The following is an 18,186-nucleotide window of genomic DNA, read 5'->3' as shown; positions in this document are numbered from 1 at the left end:
GTGCGACGGGGCAAACAGTGCTTATAGGTGTTCGGAATTGAGCCGGCGCTCGGAGCGCAGCGATTGCTTGAGCAAGGCGGTCAGTTCAGGCGCTGACACGGGTTTGCTGTAGTAGTAGCCCTGGCCTTCGTTGCAACCTTCGTTGATCAGGTAGCGTTCCTGCTCGGCGGTCTCCACGCCCTCGGCGATCACCAGCATACCCAGGCTCTTGCCCAACTGGATGATGGCGCGAACGATGGTGGTATCGCCTTCGAAAGCCGCCATATCCCGCACAAAGCTCTTGTCGATCTTGATCTTGTCCAGCGGCAGGCTTTTCAGATAGCTCAGCGATGAATAGCCGGTTCCGAAATCGTCGATGGCGATCAACGCGCCGGAGCGACGCAGGCTGTGCAGATTATCGGTGGCGGCGGCTATGTCTTCCATCAAACCCGTTTCGGTCACCTCGAGCTCCAGCGTCTCGGGTGGCAGTCTGTGGCTGCTGAGCAGGTTGCTGATCACCCCTGGCAGCCCGGCGTGGTGCAGCTGCACCGTGGACAGGTTGACCGCCATGCGCAGGTCGCTGAAACCCTGTTGATGCCATTCGCTCAGTTGGCGGCAGGCCTGGTCGAGCACCCACTCGCCAATGGCGATGATGCTGCCATTCTGTTCTGCGATGGGAATGAAGATGTCGGGCGGAACCATCTTGCCGCTCGGGTGAGCCCAGCGCAGCAAGGCTTCAACGCCGGTGATGCGTTTGAGCTGGTAGTCGATCTGCGGCTGATAGACCAGATGGAACTCGCCACGTGCAAGCGCTTCGGCCAGGTCATTCTGCAACTCCCGGCGCGTCCTCATTTCGCTGTCGATGCTGGCGACATAGAACTGGTAGCGATTGCGTGACCGGTTCTTGGCCAACGTCATGGTCTGTTCGGCTTTTTGCAGCAGCTTTTCAGTGTTGTCACCGTCTTCGGGGTACAGGGTGATACCGATGGTGGCGCGCAAGCGTATGTGTTGCTCATCGAGGGTGACGGGGCGCTCCAGGTCGTCGAGGACTTTCTGCGCCAATTCGGCTGCCTCGTAGGGTTGTTCGAAGCCGACCAGCACTAGCACGAATTGGTCGCCTCCCAGCCGGGCAAGCGCCCCTACACGCCCGCTCTGATTGCGTAAACGATCGGCCAGGGCCACCAGCAGGCGATCGCCAGTCTGGTAGCTGAACTGTTCGTTCAGACCCTTGAAATCATCCAGCCCGAGACAGAGTACGGCCACGCGGCGTTGCAGTCGGGTGGCCTCGCTCAGGATGTTGTCCAGTTGCTGTTGCAACTGCTGGCGGTTCGGCAGGTTGGTGAGCGAGTCGTATTGGGTCATGCGTTGCAGGTTGCTTTCGGCGGTATGGCGCAACTGCATGTTGTGTTGAATCGAGGCGAGCAGGCCATTGGCCGTTTCGACCCAGAGTCCCAGTTCATTGCGCTCGTGCCCTTTTGGCATCGGCAGTGAGTGCTCGCCGGGGCGACCCGGGTTGATGCGCGACATGTGTTCGATGAGCTTGGTCAGCGGTCGCGTCAGCAGCCACTCATAGATCAGGTACAGCAGGAAACCCAGCACCAGCGCACGCAGGATGCCGACCACAAAGAGCACCACCGAGCTGCTGAGGAACGCCTCTCCATAGGGCGCCGTATCGAGTGTGATGCGCAGGTCGCCGTAGTATTCGTTGTAAGGCGGGCGGCCGATCAGTGGTATTGAGAAGTCCTGATCGCGGCCTAGGATCGGGTCCGTCAACCAGCGCGAGGATAGTGGCATGAGTGGGCGGGACTTTTCAGCCAGTGGCGGCTCCCCGGGTAGTCCGATCGACGCCTTGCGAATCGACTCATGCTGGAACAGGCCTTCCATGACCTGCGCGCCCATTTCCCGGTCCAGGCTGTAGATCGCCTGTGTGGAGGGGTCACGGGTCATGCGCAGGATTCGCTGCGCTTCGGCGTCGATCAGCTGGCGGGTGTTGTAGGCATCGAAAACGATTTGCGCGCAGCTCAGTACCAGGCCAACGGCAAGCGCAGACAGCAAAACGATGCGGAGCAGTTTCCGGGACAGACTGTTACGCAATGCGGTCAATAGAATTTCCTTTTTCCGAGCCGGGTGCCAACGCAAGTATTGGTTGTCGTGGGTGATGCGTCAAAGACGACGGGTATGCGCGCGAGGCAAAACGTAGCAGATCGCCCGATGTCCTGCCGGGTCTGTGATCGGATTCTGATTGAATCGGAAAGCGGCGCCACACGGCGATACCACAGACATCATTGCGATTTGACTACAGGGGTTCGTCAACTGGATTCGCTTCCTTAACCTCGCAGCCTTTGATGACCATCCTGGTGATTGTTTCGGCGGCGGCTTCATAGTCAGCATCATCGAGTTCGGGCTTGCCGGTGACGGTAGAAATTTGCCAGTCGAAATCGGCGTAGGTCTGGGTCGCCGCCCAGATGCTGAACATCAGGTGATGAGGGTCGACGGTCGCCATCAGTCCCTTTTCAATCCAGCCCCGGATGCGAGCCACATTATGGCTGGCCTGAGCATTGAGCTGCGCGGCACGCTCGGCTGGTAGATGTGGCGCGCCATGCATGATCTCGCTGGCAAACACCTTGGAGGCGCAAGCGTGTTCCCTGGAAATACGAATTTTGGTGCGGATGTAGGCGCGTAACACATCTGCTGGTTCGCCGGGTTGATTGAACGGAGCAGACGCCTGCAGCAGGGGCTCGACGATGCTGTCCAGTACCTCGCGATAGAGGTTTTCCTTGCTTTTGAAGTAGTAGTAGACGTTGGGCTTGGGCAGTCCGGCGCGGTCGGCAATATCGCTGGTTTTGCAGGCGGCGAAGCCCTTCTCGGCGAATTCTTCGCTGGCAGCACGAAGGATCAGTTCTTTGTTGCGTTCGCGAATACTGGACATAGGGCCTGTTCAATTCATGACCACCCAGCCTGGTGGCCTGCCTCCGCATCCTAGCACCGGCTTCCGAACGGCCTCAAGGCAACGGCAGCCTTGGTATGAGGGGAACCAGGGAGCTGAATGACAGCCCCGGTATACCTTTCACCCGATCACCCCCTGTACAGCTCGCAAGCCAAGAGTGCCCGTCTACAGCGGCGCGTCGACGCCGCTTCAGCGTTGTCCGCCAAACGGTCATCAAGCCTTCTTCATTTCGACCGATAGAATACTGACGTCAAATATTACTGCATGTATACATAGCTGCATTAAAGTTGTGTACGTTAACAAAAAACAACAGAGGTTACGCACATGCCTTTCATGCAACGCAGTATTCAATGGCAATTGATCGTCAGCATGGGGGCGGCGTTGCTTACCAGCATCCTGATCGTCATCCTGATTTATTCGTCGGCGGTCAATCGCCTCGCCGAGCGGTATCTGGTGGGGCAAGCGTTGCCTGCCAATATATCGGCAATCCGCAACGATATTGAGCGCACATTGGCGGCGCCGATCACCGCCACGGCCGGGATTGCCGGCAATACGCTGGTTCAGGACTGGCTGCGTGAAGGCGAGGGCGCAGACCAGGCGGAGGCGATGGGCCGTTACCTTGAGGGCGTCACGGCTCAGCAGAACGCGTTGACTACCTCGATCGCCGTGCTCGACAGTGGCAACTACTACTCCGAAACAGGGCTCTCTCGAACGCTCAGTCGCAGTGCTGCGGGTGATGGCTGGTTCTACAGCCTGGTCGACAGCGGCATCGAACGGCGCTTCGAAATCGACATCGACAAAGCGTCTCGCCAGCCGACCTTGTTCATCAACCAGCGCATCGAGGCAGATGGCAAAACCGTGGGTGTGGCTGGTCTTGGCTTCAGCCTCAAAAGCATGTCCGAGCTGATCAGCAATTTCCGCTTCGGCGAGCGCGGTGAGGTATACCTCATCGCTGCGGATGGCCGCGTCAAGGTTCACCCCAAAACCGAGAACAACGACCAAGTCGAGCTTAGCGCGCTGACCGGCAGCGATGCCGCGCAGAAGCTCCTCAATGGCGCACCCGACGTGGTGCGATTCGAGCGTGACGGCGAAGCCTTCCTGGCGATCGCTCAGCCTCTGGAAAGCCTGGGTTGGGTGCTGGTCAGCGAAGTGCCGGAAGCAGAAATCTTTGCCGAGGCGCGCCGCACGATGTGGACCATCAGCCTGATTGGTGCCTGCATCGCACTGGCGTTCCTCGGCCTGGTGGTGCTGCTGGCGCGCGGGCTGGTGAAGCCTATCCGCCAGGTGACCAGCGCACTCGTGGAAATCGGTGGCGGAGGTGGCGACCTCACGCGCCGTCTGGACGAAAGCCGCGCCGACGAACTGGGTGATCTGGCGCGCGGCTTCAACCAATTCATCGGCAGTCTGCGCGGATTGATCGGCGATGTGCTGAACACCAGCCAGCAATTGCGCACTGCCGTTGGCCAGGTGGCGCAGGTCGTCGACAACACCGCGACGCGGGCGGGCCGCCAGCATGAAATGACCGATATGGTTGCCACCGCGGTGCACGAGATGGGCCTGACTGTGCAGGAGATCGCGCAGAATGCCAGCAGCGCTGCCCAGGCATCGCAAGGTGCACGCAGCGAGGCGGTGGAAGCGCTCAAGGTGGTCAGCGATTCTATTGCGCACATTGAGAAGATGTCCGGCGAGATCGGCCACGCCGCGGAGTCGGTTACCGATCTCGCGCAGCAGGTCGCCTCCATCGACAAGGTGTTGGCCGTGATCCGCAGTATCTCCGAGCAGACCAACCTGCTGGCGCTCAATGCGGCCATCGAGGCTGCTCGCGCTGGTGAAATGGGCCGAGGCTTTGCGGTGGTCGCCGATGAAGTTCGCACCCTGGCCAGCCGCACGCAAGCATCCACTGACGAGATCCAGCAGATGATTCAGGGGCTCAAGAGTGGTGCCGAGAATGCGGTCAGCTCGATGCATGCAGGGCAGGCTGCGACCGGCACCGGCGTACAGGCCAGCCAGCGCACCGGGCAGTCGCTCGGTGCCATCACCGAACAGGTCGAGGCGATCAGCGACATGAACACCCAGGTGGCGGCAGCGACCGAGGAGCAGAGCAGCGTGACCGAGGAGATCACCCGCAACGTGCAGGGTATCGCTGATCTGGCCCAGGCCACCGCCACAGACGTGCAGGTCTGTCGTGAAGATTGTCAGCAACTGAGCCGTCTGGCAGATGATCTGAGCCGGCAGATGGGTAGTTTCAAACTGTGACCTAAACGGCGTGCCCCTGCTTGCTGCGGCGGCGCGTGGTGTGGCGGGAGTCCGTCAACGATCTGGTCGCCGGTCGTCCAATGAGCGCATTGTCGGCCTGCGCTCATTAAACGCTTGGTACGGAACATACCAACAGGACGCAGGTTGAAAAACTGAGACCAACAAAAAAGCAGCCTTCAGGCTGCTTTTTTGTTCCGCGTCCCTGCGCCAGCTGGCTTAGAAGTGCGCTTTGACCAACAGACTGGCGGTGTTCTGGTTGGTGCCACCGACCAGATCGCTGACAAAGCCACCGTCTTCGATGCCGTACTTGTCAGACCAGTAGTCGTACTCGATGCCGACGTAGAGCTTGCCCGGCTCGCCATCCAGCGCCTTGCCCAGGTCGTATTTGATCTGTGGGTTGATGTGCAGGTTCTTCGAGATGAAGTCTCCGCGTCGTTCCGAGCCGGCGTCATTGACGACCCAGTCGATAAAGCCGTCGAACAGGATGTCCGATTTGCCCACCGGGAAGGTCATGGCCCAGGTCGGCGTGACCTGCCATTGGCCGCCTGGCTTGCCGGTGGTTCCGTCGGGTTTGCGGTAATAGACGTTGATCGCCAGACGGTCGAAGCCGGGTACATCGAGGTCTACCGCGGGACCGAGGAGATAGTTCTGGTTCGGTACGCCATTGGTGCTCTCGCCACGTTCGTAGGTTGCGGCGAGCAACACGTCCTTGATCGGGCCGAAGCTCATGTCTTGTCCGCTCAGTTTGCCGAGCGACAGGCGGGGGCTGAACTCGCCGTAGTAGGTGTGACCGTCATTGCCGGACAGGCCGTTGTACCACTTGTTATCGACGAACAGGAACATGTCGCCCCAGCTCCAGCCACTGGCATGCTCGAAGGTCACGGTCTGCTGGATCTCGCCGGCGTCGACCTTGAAGTCCTTGCCATAAAGATAGCTGAGGCTGTTGTTCTGCCAGTGCAGCATGCCATCGGCAAAAGCCGGGGCGGAGAGCAGGCAGCCGGCCAGCGCCAGCGACAGATGAGTGCGCTTGAAGGTCATGTTGATACCCTTTGGTTTTGTTGTTGTGGTGAATGCGGGCGCAGCGCCCGGCTCCGTATGGCCGGGCGTCAGGGCTATCAGCCCGTGGGCGTCAGCTGAGCGGACGGGTCGGTGGTGGTGGCTTTCGGATGGACCTTGGAGTAATCGGGGATATTCACTGCCAGCGTGTTGGTGCCGACCGCATCCTCGATCAGGTTGTCCGGATCGTATTCGTCCAGCTCTTCCGCCTCACGTGGCAGGAAGAAATTGAGCAGGATCGCGCTGAACGCACCGATGGTGATCGGTGAGCCAAAGATGTTCTTCAGCACTTCGGGCAGATTAGTCAGTACATCCGGCACCGCTGCCACGCCCAGGCCAAGGCCCAGTGAAATGGCGACGATAAGCATATTGCGACGGTTGAGGCCTGCTTCGGCGAGGATCTTGATGCCTGCGATGGCGACCGTACCGAACATGATCAGCGTGGCGCCACCGAGCACCGGCTTGGGCATCAGCTGCAACACGCCACCCACTACAGGGAACAGCGCCAGCAGAATCAGGATTCCGGCGATATACAGGCCCACGTGACGGCTCGCGACACCGGTCAGCTGAATCACGCCATTGTTCTGGCTGAAGGTTGTCATCGGCAGGCTGTTGAAGGTGGCGGCCAGCAGCGAGCTGCAACCATCACCGAGAATGCCGCCCTTGATGCGCTTCATGTACAGCGGTCCTTTGACCGGCTCGCGCGAAATCATCGAGTTGGCGGTCAGATCACCGGCGGTTTCCAGCGGCGTGATCAGGAAGATTACTGCGATCGGAATGAAGGCCATCCAGTCGAAAGCAAAGCCGAATTTGAATGGCTGCGGCACACTGATCGCCGGAAGTGTGGCGAGACTGGAAAAATCCACCATGCCCATCATCCAGGCGGCAAAGTAGCCGACCATCAGTGCGACGATCACCGCTGACAGTCGCAGCAATGGGATACCAAAACGGTTGAGCACGATGATGGTGCCGAGCACCAGGCCGGCAAGCGCCAGATTGGGCAGTGCGCCGGGATTCTCGGCACCGTAGCCGCCGGCGATATCTGTCATCGAAACCTTGATCAGCGAGAGGCCCATCAGGCAGATGATGGTGCCAGTGACCACAGGCGTGATGACTCGGCGCAGTTTGTCGATGTAGCGGCTGACGGCGATCTCGACGAAGGCGGCGCAGAAGCCGACGCCGAACAGTGTGGCGAGGATGTCTTCCGGGCTGCCGCCCCGATTCTTCACGATAAAGCCGGCCGCCAGCACCACGCTGAGAAAGCCGAAGCTGGTGCCCTGCAGGCAAAGCATTCCGGCGCCGATTGGCCCAATGCGTTTGGCCTGGATAAAGGTGCCGAGGCCCGAGACGAACAGCGCCATGCTGACGAGATAGGGAACATAGTCACCCAGGCCAAGCACGCTGCCGATAATCAGGGTGGGGGTGATGACACCGACGAAGCTCGCGAGTACGTGCTGTATCGCGGCGAATGTAGCGGGGATCGGACCCGGGCGATCTTCAAGCTGGTAGATCAGGTCCTGGTTGGGAGCGTCACCGCTCCTGGATTCGGTTGCGGTCATGAGTCAAGCCTGCCATTCGTTATTGTTCGGTCATGGGCTTCCGAGGCTTCACGGACCTCGTAGACTGACCGTCGAAAAGCTGTTCGTTCGGTCAGGTTGGGCTCGACTATAGCAACCTGTGAACAGCTGTTGAAACAATTAATTTTCAGATTGTGCACAATTCTTATGGCCGGCAGCGAATGCGCACAGGGTGTGGCCTGAAGGTGGTGCCGGTCAGCGGTTGGGCTTCAGCTCCCGCGCGACGTTCTCGGCGAGGCCCGCACCGGCTTCGCTCATGGTCAGGTAGGTGCGATCCGCCCCGGCTTCCTCGATCTGCTGGGCGATGTCTTCGTACATCGCATGGGAGACGATCAACCCCTCGAAGCCTTTGCCGCGCAGCTTGCGGGTGGAGATGATCTTCGCTTCGGCATCGTTCATCGCCAGGATCACCGCCTCGACCTTGTTCATCTCCAGGCTCTCCCAGAACATCTGGTCTTCGGCGTCGGCGAACAGTACGTGGCGACCCTGCTCGCTGCTTTTTTCGACAGTCACCGGGTCCGAATCGAGACTGATCAATCGCCAGCCCCGGTTCTGCAGATGATCGTAGGCGGCGCGGCCGGTGCGACCCATTCCCATGATCAGGATCTGCGCGTCGCCAAGCGACACAGGCTGCTCATCGGGATGGCGGGTATTGCGCTCCAGCGGAATCAGCCGCCTGGCAAGCCGGTCGTACAAGGGGTGGGAAATGCGGTTCAGCTGGGCCGAGATGACGAAGGACAAGGCCACCGTGATCGCGAGCGGCGTGAGCCATTGCGGCAGTACCACGCTTGCGACAATCAGGCCGAACTCGCTGTAGTTGGTCAGGCTCGAGGCGCTGAGAAAGGCACTGCGCGCGCGCAGGCGGAACAGCAGGAACAGGAAAAAGAACAGCGCGCCCTTGAGGGGTAGCAGCAACGCCACCGCGCCGGCAAAAAGCATGGCGTTGATGTCCGGCAGACCGCCAATGCCGATCTGCAGAAAGAAGCCGACCAGAAAGACTTCTTTGATCGTCCAGAGCGAGTTGGATAGCTCGGTGGCGCGCTTGTGCTTGGCCAGCATCGCACCGAAGGCCAGCGCGCCGAGCTCGGAACTGAGGCCCACATATTCGAAGCCGAGACCGCCGGCCACCAGCGCCAGCATCAATCCCAACAGCACCATCAGCTCTTCATGGCCACTGTGATCGAGCAGGCGGAACAGCAACGGGCGCAGCAGCGGCAGGCCGAACACCAGCAGTGCCCAGGCCGACGGCACTTTGCCGCTGGCGATGCTCATCACCACCAGCGCGATCAGGTCCTGAATGATCAGGACGCCAATGGCAACTCGACCATGAAAGGCGCGCAGCTCACGCTTGCCTTCCAGCACCTTGGCCGCCAGTACGGTGCTGGAGAACGACAGCGCGATTGCCAGCAGCAGGCTGTCACGCCAGCTGGCGTCGAGAAAAACCAGAATCGCCGGCAATACCACCAAGCTGGAAATGCCGAAGTGCAGCAAGCTGCCGCCGATGACTTCTCGCCGTACCAGGTTGCTCAGCTTGAGTTTCAGGCCCACGGTGAACAGCAGCAGCAACACGCCCAGGTGCGCGAGGTGCGCGAGGATCACGCTATCGGTTGGGCCGACGCCGAGGTGTTCACCAAAAGCGGCGAGGGCAAAGCCGGCGCCCAAATAGCCGATCAGTGGCGGTAGCCCTATCGCGCGTGTTGCAAGGCCAAGGATGAACGCGAAGGCGATCCAGGTTGCTTCGATCATGGCTTAGTTCATCTCGGTCGGGGGCGGCATTGACGGGCGGGGCATTTTAACGACGGTATGTCGCTATGCCCATACCGACCCGTGGGGGCAGTCTTGATCGCGAAGCGCTTCCTCTACATCGAGCGTCCGCACGTCGAGCTCCAAGCACGCAGGTGGATTGCCGAAGCCATTCCGCGCTGCGGCGTGCAACCTCATTCGCGGTCGAGACCGCTCCCACAAAAACACAGTGATGCACCACCACGGAAGTGCTTATGCCTATACCGACCCGTGGGAGCTTGTTGAGTGTCGGGCCGTCGCCGGGAAAAGCAAGCTGGAAAGAAACAGGCCCGCACATGGCGGGCCTGAGAGGAAGATATGGAACGCTTTCGTCAGTAATGCGCAGCGCCCGTGAGCGCCTGGCGTTCGGTTCCACCGAGCACGTTGAACAGCAGGTTGAGGGTCACCGCGCTGAGCGTCGCCACCGCGATGCCGCTGTGGGTGATCGGCTCCATCCAGTGCGGCAGGTGCGCGAAAAATTCCGGGCGAACCACTGGCACCATCCCCAGGCCAATGCTCACCGCCACCAGCAGTTGGTTGCGACGGTCACCGATGTCGGCTTCCTGCAGAATCTTGATGCCAGTGGCCGCAACCATGCCAAACATGGCGATCCCTGCACCGCCGAGCACCGCCGCCGGAATCGAAGCGACCATGAAGGCAGCTTTCGGCAACAGACTCAGGCTGATCAGGAACAGGCCGGCAATGGCGGTGACGTAGCGGCTGCGTACGCCGGTCATCTGCACCAGACCGATGTTCTGGGCAAAGGAGGAGTGGGTGAAGGTGTTCATGAAGCCGGCCAGAAAGGTTGCCCCGGCATCGCACAGCAGGCCGCGGCGCAGCTGCTTCGGGTCGACGTCCTGCCCGGTGATCTTGCCCAGCGCGAGAAACATGCCGGCTGACTCGACGAAGATGATCACCACCACCAGGCACATGGACAGGATCGGCGCGAGCAGGAACTGCGGCGCACCGAAGTGATTGGGCGTGACCACCTGAAATGCGGGCGCAGCGCTGATGCCAGACAGGTCGACCATGCCCAGGCTACCGGCCAGTACATAGCCCAGCGCCATGCCGACCAGCACCGACACATTGACCCAGAAGCCGCGCATAAACTGGTTGATCAGCAGGATCACCGCCAGCACGGCTGCCGCCACGCCAAGGTAGGGCAGAGCACCGAACTGGCCGGTACCAGTGCCGCCGCCCGCCCAGTTCACTGCAACCGGGAACAGCGAGAGGCCAATTGCGGTGATCACGGTGCCGGTTACCAGCGGCGGAAACAGGCGCACGATCTTGCACACGAACGGCGCAATCAATAGGCCGAAGAAGCCGGCCGCGATGGTCGCACCGAAAATCCCGGTCATGCCGACGCCGGGCATGCCGGCCATCACCACCATACTGCTGACCGCCGCGAAGCTGGCGCCCATCATCACCGGCATGCGGATGCCCACGGGTCCGATGCCCATCGACTGCACCACCGTGGCGATGCCGGCGACCAGCAGATCGGCGTTGATCAGGAAGGCGATCTCCTCACGAGAAAGTCCTGCTGCTTGGCCCACGATCAGCGGGACGGCAACCGCGCCGCCGTACATCAGCAGCACGTGCTGGAAACTCACCAGCAGCATCTGCAGCAAGGGCAGTCGCTGCTCCGCAGGGGCGGTTTCCCGCTCGGTCACATCGTTCATGCAATACACCTCGGACGCTTTTGTTATTGGATGGTCGCGGTGACCCCGCTGAACGTGCGGGGCCGGGTATAGGGTGCTCGGGGATCGGCTAACGCCGTCCGCTGGGTTTGATCTCGGGTTGAGCTGACGCCTCGCCTCGTGTTGCGTGGCTTGAGCGTCGAACAGTGAAAAAAAGCCGCGCCCGGGAGCGCGGCTGGTGGCGCTGATCAGTCGATCGGCGCGCCCTTGTCGATCCAGGCGCCGAGCAGGTCGCGCTCCTCCTGGGTCATGTTGGTCATGTTGCCCAGCGGCATGATCTGGCTGGCGACGGCCTGCGCATAGATCTTTGCGGCCTGCTGCTGGATCTGCTGGGGCGTATCGAACATCACACCAAGCGGTGCGGCGCTGAACAGCGGGCTGCTCGGCTGCGCGGCGTGGCAAACGGTGCAGCGCTCGTTGATCACCCGATGAACCTCGGCAAATTCGCTGTTACCGGCTTGCTCGGCCGGCGCTGCGGCAGCGGCCTGTTGCGCCTCGATGCTTTGCTCGCGCGGGCTGGTTGGCACCGCATTGGGTACGCCACCCTGGCGATTCGGCGCAGTGACGAACGCCAGACAGATCATGCCGACAGCGGCAGCGGGCAGGGCCCAGGCGAAGCGATTGCTGTCATGACGGGTGTTGAAGTAGTGCCGCACCAGCACCGCGAGTACCGAGATTCCAGCAAGGATCAGCCAGTTGTACTGGCTGCCATAGGTGCTCGGGAAATGGTTGCTGATCATGATGAACAGCACAGGCAGGGTGAAATAGTTGTTGTGGCGCGAACGCAGCAGGCCCTTGGCGGGCAGCAGCGGATCCGGCGTGCGGTTCTGTTCGATGGCCGCAACCAGCGCGCGCTGTGCCGGCATGATGATGCGGAACACGTTGCCGACCATGATGGTGCCGATCAGCGCGCCGGTGTGGATGTACGCCGCGCGACCGCTGAACACTTGCGAATAGGCCCAGGCGGCGAAGATCACCAGGACGAACAGGATCAGGCCGAGCAGTGCGGGCTTCTTGCCAAGCGGCGAGTCGCAGAGCAGGTCATAGACGAACCAGCCGACGATCAGCGAGCCGAAACCGATGGCAATGGCCATGGCCGGCGCCAGATCACTGCCAGGTGCGATCAGGTAGAGCGAGGGGTTGAGGTAGTAGACCACCATCAGCAGGGTCACGCCCGACAGCCAGGTGGTGTAGGCCTCCCACTTGAACCAGTGCAGGTTGTCCGGCATCTGTGGCGGAGCCAGCTTGTATTTTTCCAGGTGGTAAATGCCGCCGCCGTGAATCGCCCAGAGATCACCCGATAGGCCATCGCGGGGGTTGGCCCGGTTAAGGTTGTTTTCCAGCCAGACGAAGTAGAACGACGCACCGATCCAGGCGATGCCGACGATCATGTGTATCCAGCGAACAGTAAGGTTCAGCCATTCGGTCAGATGTGCTTCCACGATAATTACCTCTTGCACGGCTGGCACGCCAACCGTTGTTTCTTCTTATTCGACTCGTCGCAAGTGTTCCGCTTGTTCTGAAGCACGCATGTCTGGTGTCGGCTAAGCCACTGCCGCGCCGGTCATGCCCGCGCTGATCAATCGGTTGCCTGGTCGGAGTCCCGGTGGGGGTCGAGGAGAAGCTGCTCGTCCTCGGTGAAAAAATGCTCGTCGCAGTTGTTGCCAGAGCCGCTGCGATCGACCACCAGGAATTCATCCCGCTTTTCGATCGTCAGCACCGGGTGGTGCCAGACGCCGCGGTGGTAATTGACGCCCTGCCTGCCGTTGCTGCGGAAGGCGCGGACGTTACCCGGTACAGGTGCATCGCCAAGTGGCGCGACCACGACCAGAAAGGGATTGCCGAGCAGCGGAATAAACGCCTGGCTGCCCTGCGGATGTCGTTCGAGCATGCGAATGACCAGCGGCATCTCCAGCGCGTCGGCGGCGAAAATGCTGATGATGGCCTGATCGTCCGGCTGCGCGGTCTTGACCGTCGCCAGCTTGTGATAGCGGCGGGTGGAACCGTTGTTGATCATGAAGTACTCGCTGCCTTCGGTTTCGATCACATCACCGAATGGGGCGAAGGCTTCCTTGGTCAACGGTTCGATCTTGAGTGTGCGCATGCTGTGCTCGTTATCTGTATTGCTGATTTGTAAGCCACCGTCTTGGGGGCAGGTTTCGGTGGGCTGAAGCCCACCCTACAGAACTGATTTGTGGGGGCGGTGCCGTTGAGGCGGTTAGGACCGTAGGGTGGGCTTCAGCCCACCTTGGCTCCGTGGCTAATGTGGGCTAAGCCAGCCTTCGGAGCTGGTGGGCTAAAGCCCACCCTACGGCCGATTCGGCGGCTATTACGCCAAATGGCGTCGCCTTCTTACTTCACCGCCTTGCCAAACAACCGCAGGCGACTGACGCCACCGTCCGGGAAGATGTTCAGGCGCACGTGGGTGATGGGGCCGAGCTTGGCGATCTGCTCGCTGAACTCGTGCTCGGCGTGCATTTCCAGCTTCTGGCTCGGCAGCAGTTCACGCCAGAACAGGCTCTGGGTCTCGATCTGGCTGTCGGTGCCGCCTTTAACGTAGGCCGCCTGAATGCTGCAGCTGTCCGGGTAGTTACCCTTGAAGTGCAAGGTGTCGACAACGATGCGTTCAATTTCGCCGGGGGCGCCCAGCGCGACGATGACCCAGTCGTTACCCGGCGTGCGGCGACGTGCGGTTTCCCAGCCATCGCCCATGTTGATGCCGCGGCCCGGGTTGAGGATGTTGCTCATGCGACCGAAATGCTCGTCGGAACAGGCCAGTGCGCGACCGCCATTGAGCGCCGAGGCCAGGTCGAGCTGCTCGTTGTCGCCGACAGTGCTCCAGTCGCGGTACGGGATGCCGTGCACGCGCAGACGGGCGACGCCGCCGTCCGGGTAGATGTTGAAGCGCAGGTGGCTGACCGGCTTGTCGAAGGCGATCTCGTGATAGTGATGGCTGTTGCCTTGCAGCTCTACCGCAGGAAGGATTTCAGTCCACTGGGTGTTGTCGTCCGGATCGCCCTCAGCGAGGAAGCAGGCTTCCAGCGAGGCAGACGGCGGGAAGTTGCCGGTGAAGAAGCTGGTGTCGATGTCGACGCCCTTGATCGAGCCGGGTACGCCGAGGCGAATGACCGCGTGGTCGTAGCCTTCGAAGCGCTTGCGGCGCGACTCCCAGCCGTCCATCCACTTGCCGTTGTCATCGAAAACGCCCTCCTTCCATACGGCCGGCGTCGGCTGGAACAGCCGGTTGACGTCGGCAAACCAGTCGTCAGTGACGGAAATGACCTTGGTGCCCAGGCGGGCATCGGCCAGGTTGACGTATTTTTCGAAAGGTACGGCGTAGCTCTTCATACGTTGTTCTTCTCTTCGTGTCGTCTGATGGTGCTTGCTTACATCGCCTGCAGACGGAACAGGGCGATCTTGTTGATTTCGGCCAGGGCGCGGGCGAACTCCTGATCCTGCGAGTTATGCATGCGCTCTTCGAACGCCGCCAGGATCTGGTGCCGGTTACTGCCTTTGACGGCCATGATGAAGATGAAGCCGAACTTGGCCTTGTAGGCATCGTTCAGTTCGGTAAAGCGGGCGAACTCTTCCGGCGTGCATTCATGAATGCCGGCGCCGGCCTGTTCGGCGGTGCTCGATGCGGTCAGTTCGCCGCGCACCGCGGCCTTGCCGGCAAGGTCCGGGTGAGCGTTGATCAATGCCAATTGGGTGTCGGGATGGGCCGACAACATGGCCTGCGACATTCGTTCGTGCATCACCTCGACGTAATCGAGCGTCTCGTCCACGCCGGCCTGATAAACAGTGTCGGCAACCCATGGCGAGTGCTCATAGACATCGGCGAAGGTCGAGATGAAGGCGTCGCGGTCCAGGGTGGACGGCTTGATGGTCTTGAACGGGGTCATTAGCTGCGATCCTGAGTAAGCGGATGAGTCGAGTGCCAATGGCGGGCGATGTCGACACGGCGGGCGAACCACACTTGCTCGTGACCCTTGGCGTACTCGATGAAGCGCTGCAGCGCGGCAAGACGTGCGGGACGGCCCAGCAAGCGGCAATGCATGCCAATGGACAGCATCTTCGGCGCGCCCTCACAGCCTTCGGCATAGAGCACGTCGAAAGCGTCCTTCAGGTAATTGAAGAAGTCGTCACCAGTGTTGAAGCCCTGCACCTGGGTGAAGCGCATGTCGTTGGTGTCCAGCGTGTAGGGGATCACCAGATGCGGCTTGTCCGGTGTCGATTCAGGGTCCCAGTAGGGCAGGTCGTCGTCATAGGTGTCGGAGTCATAGAGGAAGCCGCCGTCCTCGCGCACCAGCCTGCGAGTGTTGGGCCCGGTACGACCGGTGTACCAGCCCTGCGGACGTTCGCCAGTGATATCGGTGAGGATGCGGATGGCCTCGAGCATGTGCTCGCGTTCCTGAGCCTCGTCCATGTACTGGTAGTCGATCCAGCGATAGCCGTGGCTGCAGATCTCATGCCCGTCGGACACCATCGCCTTGATCACGTCGGGGTGACGTTGCGCAGCCATCGCCACCGCGAAGATCGTCAACGGTATATCGAATTTGCGGAACAGCTTGAGCAGGCGCCAGATGCCGGCGCGGCTACCGTATTCATAGAGCGACTCCATGCTCATATGACGCACGCCTTGCAACGGCTGGGCGGAGACCATCTCAGACAGGAAGGCTTCAGATTCCTTGTCGCCATGCAGCACGCAGCGCTCGCCGCCTTCTTCGTAATTGAGCACGAAGGACAGGGCGATACGGGCATTGCCCGGCCATTGCGGATGGGGCGGGTTCTCGGCATAGCCGATGAGGTCGCGAGGGTAGTCTGCGCTCACTGTTGTTATTCCTTGTTTTGATCCGCGGGTTGCCGCTGTGAAGTGCGGGCAACCGTTATGGCTCAATTGTATACAAAACGTTTTGCGGTTTGTAAATCAAAAACCTGAAAATCTATGCGTCATGCTCTGGAAGCAGCACCTCTTCCCTTATGGCTTGTCTCGCCGGCCTGCAAGCCAGCGGCCTCCAGCTAATACCAACCAGCAGGAAGCTGGCCAAAATAGTGATTTATAAACTGTGTACAATTTTATCAAAAACTGTCTTTGTTTTTCCCTGTTGGATGCTATGCTCGATTCATCTCCACCATTCACCACCAAGAGGAGGCGAGCATTGGCGATTGATCGCTGATGCTGGAATCTATGGGACGTTTGACTACTCATGTACTGGATGCCGCTCACGGCTGCCCAGGCAGCAATATCCGCATCGAACTCTATCGTGTCGAAGGCGAACGCCTCGAGCTGGTTACGACGAGTCAGACCAATAGCGACGGCCGTTGCGACTCGCCTCTGCTGGAAGGTAACGACTATCGTTCTGGCGTGTACCAATTGCAGTTCGCAGCCGGCGACTACTACCGCGGGCGTGGCGTGACGCTTCCCGAGCCGGCCTTTCTGGATGTAGTGGTGCTGCGCTTCGGCATCAGCGCCGAGCAGGATCATTACCACGTGCCGCTGCTAATTTCGCCGTACAGCTACTCGACCTATCGGGGTAGCTGATGGCGCCTGCCGTGTTTGCAGCGACGCGGCAGTATTTCTCCCATGCGTGAAACCTTGGCTCCCTGAGTCCCCGGCCCGCCTTTGATGGCGGGTTTTTTTTTGGACTCGGTACGGTGAGTAATTCATTAGCGGGGTGGCTAGTCCTCACTGACGATGAATTAGTCACGATCAAGATCGAGACTTGGTACACGCCACAGTCAGCACCTAACCCGTGGGAACGGTCTCGACCGCGAAAGAAATTCACTTACCGCCAACCGACGAAGCGTCGTGCTGCACCCATTCGCGACCAAGGTCGCTCCCACAAAAGCTGCCGCTGCCGCGCATGACCACAGGCTGCATCTGACCCGTGGGAGCGGTCTCGACCGCGAATGGCATCCGCTCACCACTACCCGACAGAGCAGCCGTGCCGCACCCATTCGCGACCAAGGTCGCTCCCACAAAAGCTACAGCTGCCGCGCATGGCCACAGGTTGCAGATAACCCCGTGGGAGCGGTCTCGACCGCGATTGGAATCCGCTCACCGCTACCTGTCAAAGCCGCAGTGCCGCATCTATTCGCGACCGAGGTCACTCCCACGAAACCTACCTCGCAACCTCAGCGACTCACCAACGAAGCCGCCCCCGCGCCGCCAAACAGCGCCGCGCTGGTGCGGTTGAACCAAACCTGTCCCTTACCCGTACGCAGGTAACGCGCCGCGCCATGCGCCCCCAATCCGTAGGCGAGCTTGCAGCACAGGTCCAATACCGCCCAAGTCAGAATCATCACCAGCAGTTGCGGCATAAAGGGCCGATCCGCGCTGAGAAACTGCGGCAGGAATGCAGCGAAGAACAGAATGTCCTTGGGATTGCTGGCACCCAGGCCAAACGCGCGCCAGAACAGCTGGCGAAAGCGAGGGCTGACTTCCGATGTCGCTACGCTAGGCCCGCTGGCGGGGCGGCGTGATTCCTGCCAGCTCTGCCAGGCCAGGTAGAACAGATAGAGCGCGCCGACGATCTTCAACACGCTGAATACCCGCTCCGATGCCAGCAACAGCGCGCCCAGCCCCAGCGCCGAAGCACTGAGCAGGCAGATCGATGCGCTGACCCCACCGACGAAAGCCGGCCAGGAACGTCGCAGCCCGTAGTTTAGGCTGTTGCTGATCATCAGAAGCGACAGCGGGCCAGGGATCAGGATGACCACCAACGCAGCACTCGCGAACAACAACCAGGTTTCCAGGCTCATCTCTGTGCTCCTCTCATGGCATAGCAGGTATTGCGTGCCGGCAGACGGCCGCGGCGCGCTGTTCATAGGGCTGGCGACAACGTCGCTCAGCAGGTTTGTCTCAGGGCAGAACGTGCAAAAGCCCCACCGC

14 protein-coding genes are annotated in these 18,186 nt (G+C 60.6%); 2 read left to right on the top strand and 12 right to left on the bottom strand.

From position 1 onward, the window contains the following. Positions 1-21 precede the first annotated feature (21 nt). A complete protein-coding gene (locus tag BUE09_RS16735) occupies positions 22-2,082 on the bottom strand; it encodes a putative bifunctional diguanylate cyclase/phosphodiesterase (RefSeq protein WP_073302572.1) in 2,061 nt (686 codons plus the stop codon). 193 nt (positions 2,083-2,275) lie between these two features. Beyond that, a complete protein-coding gene (locus tag BUE09_RS16730) occupies positions 2,276-2,908 on the bottom strand; it encodes a TetR/AcrR family transcriptional regulator (RefSeq protein ID WP_073302570.1) in 633 nt (210 codons plus the stop codon). A 342-nt stretch (positions 2,909-3,250) separates the two neighbouring features. Here BUE09_RS16730 and BUE09_RS16725 point away from each other — a divergent pair, with 342 nt between their 5' ends. Next, the gene (locus tag BUE09_RS16725) at positions 3,251-5,182 is read left to right on the top strand and encodes a methyl-accepting chemotaxis protein (protein ID WP_073302568.1); all 1,932 of its coding nucleotides are present in this window, start codon (positions 3,251-3,253) and stop codon (positions 5,180-5,182) included. Between the two features lie 216 nt (positions 5,183-5,398). On the opposite strand, the gene BUE09_RS16720 is transcribed toward BUE09_RS16725, so the two are convergent. From BUE09_RS16720 to puuE, 9 genes are all read right to left on the bottom strand, one after another. Next, positions 5,399-6,220, bottom strand: a complete 822-nt coding sequence (locus BUE09_RS16720; protein WP_073302566.1) for an outer membrane protein OmpK — start codon at positions 6,218-6,220, stop codon at positions 5,399-5,401. 77 nt (positions 6,221-6,297) lie between these two features. Further along, positions 6,298-7,797: a uracil-xanthine permease family protein gene (locus BUE09_RS16715; RefSeq protein ID WP_073302564.1), complete on the bottom strand. Its 1,500-nt coding sequence runs from the start codon at positions 7,795-7,797 to the stop codon at positions 6,298-6,300. A 213-nt stretch (positions 7,798-8,010) separates the two neighbouring features. After that, entirely contained in the window at positions 8,011-9,561 is a 1,551-nt protein-coding gene (locus tag BUE09_RS16710) for a cation:proton antiporter family protein (protein WP_073302562.1), read from the bottom strand. Positions 9,562-9,929: 368 nt separating this feature from the next. Continuing rightward, positions 9,930-11,276, bottom strand: coding sequence for a nucleobase:cation symporter-2 family protein (locus tag BUE09_RS16705; protein ID WP_073302560.1), 1,347 nt, complete (start codon positions 11,274-11,276; stop codon positions 9,930-9,932). A gap of 206 nt (positions 11,277-11,482) precedes the next feature. Further along, positions 11,483-12,736: a urate hydroxylase PuuD gene (locus BUE09_RS16700; RefSeq protein ID WP_073302558.1), complete on the bottom strand. Its 1,254-nt coding sequence runs from the start codon at positions 12,734-12,736 to the stop codon at positions 11,483-11,485. Positions 12,737-12,873: 137 nt separating this feature from the next. After that, on the bottom strand, positions 12,874-13,398 hold the full coding sequence (locus tag BUE09_RS16695) for an ureidoglycolate lyase (protein WP_073302556.1): 525 nt from the start codon (positions 13,396-13,398) through the stop codon (positions 12,874-12,876). A 248-nt stretch (positions 13,399-13,646) separates the two neighbouring features. Continuing rightward, complete coding sequence (gene alc, locus BUE09_RS16690; RefSeq protein WP_073302554.1) at positions 13,647-14,642, bottom strand: allantoicase; 996 nt, start codon at positions 14,640-14,642, stop codon at positions 13,647-13,649. A 38-nt stretch (positions 14,643-14,680) separates the two neighbouring features. Beyond that, positions 14,681-15,196 carry a 2-oxo-4-hydroxy-4-carboxy-5-ureidoimidazoline decarboxylase gene (gene uraD / locus BUE09_RS16685; RefSeq protein WP_073302552.1) on the bottom strand — a complete coding sequence of 172 codons (516 nt, stop codon included), beginning with the start codon at positions 15,194-15,196 and terminating at the stop codon, positions 14,681-14,683. Then, positions 15,196-16,125, bottom strand: a complete 930-nt coding sequence (gene puuE, locus BUE09_RS16680) for an allantoinase PuuE (RefSeq protein WP_073302550.1) — start codon at positions 16,123-16,125, stop codon at positions 15,196-15,198. The genes uraD and puuE overlap by 1 nt, the downstream gene beginning before the upstream one ends. A gap of 357 nt (positions 16,126-16,482) precedes the next feature. Here puuE and uraH point away from each other — a divergent pair, with 357 nt between their 5' ends. Beyond that, positions 16,483-16,836, top strand: a complete 354-nt coding sequence (gene uraH / locus BUE09_RS16675; protein WP_073302668.1) for a hydroxyisourate hydrolase — start codon at positions 16,483-16,485, stop codon at positions 16,834-16,836. A gap of 593 nt (positions 16,837-17,429) precedes the next feature. Here uraH and BUE09_RS16670 read toward each other — a convergent pair. After that, entirely contained in the window at positions 17,430-18,056 is a 627-nt protein-coding gene (locus BUE09_RS16670; protein ID WP_073302548.1) for a LysE family translocator, read from the bottom strand. Positions 18,057-18,186 lie beyond the last annotated feature (130 nt).

Origin of the sequence: Stutzerimonas xanthomarina DSM 18231, from assembly GCF_900129835.1 — a bacterium.
GTDB classification, from domain to species: Bacteria; Pseudomonadota; Gammaproteobacteria; order Pseudomonadales; family Pseudomonadaceae; genus Stutzerimonas; species Stutzerimonas xanthomarina.
This window is presented reverse-complemented; position numbering and strand designations above follow the sequence as displayed.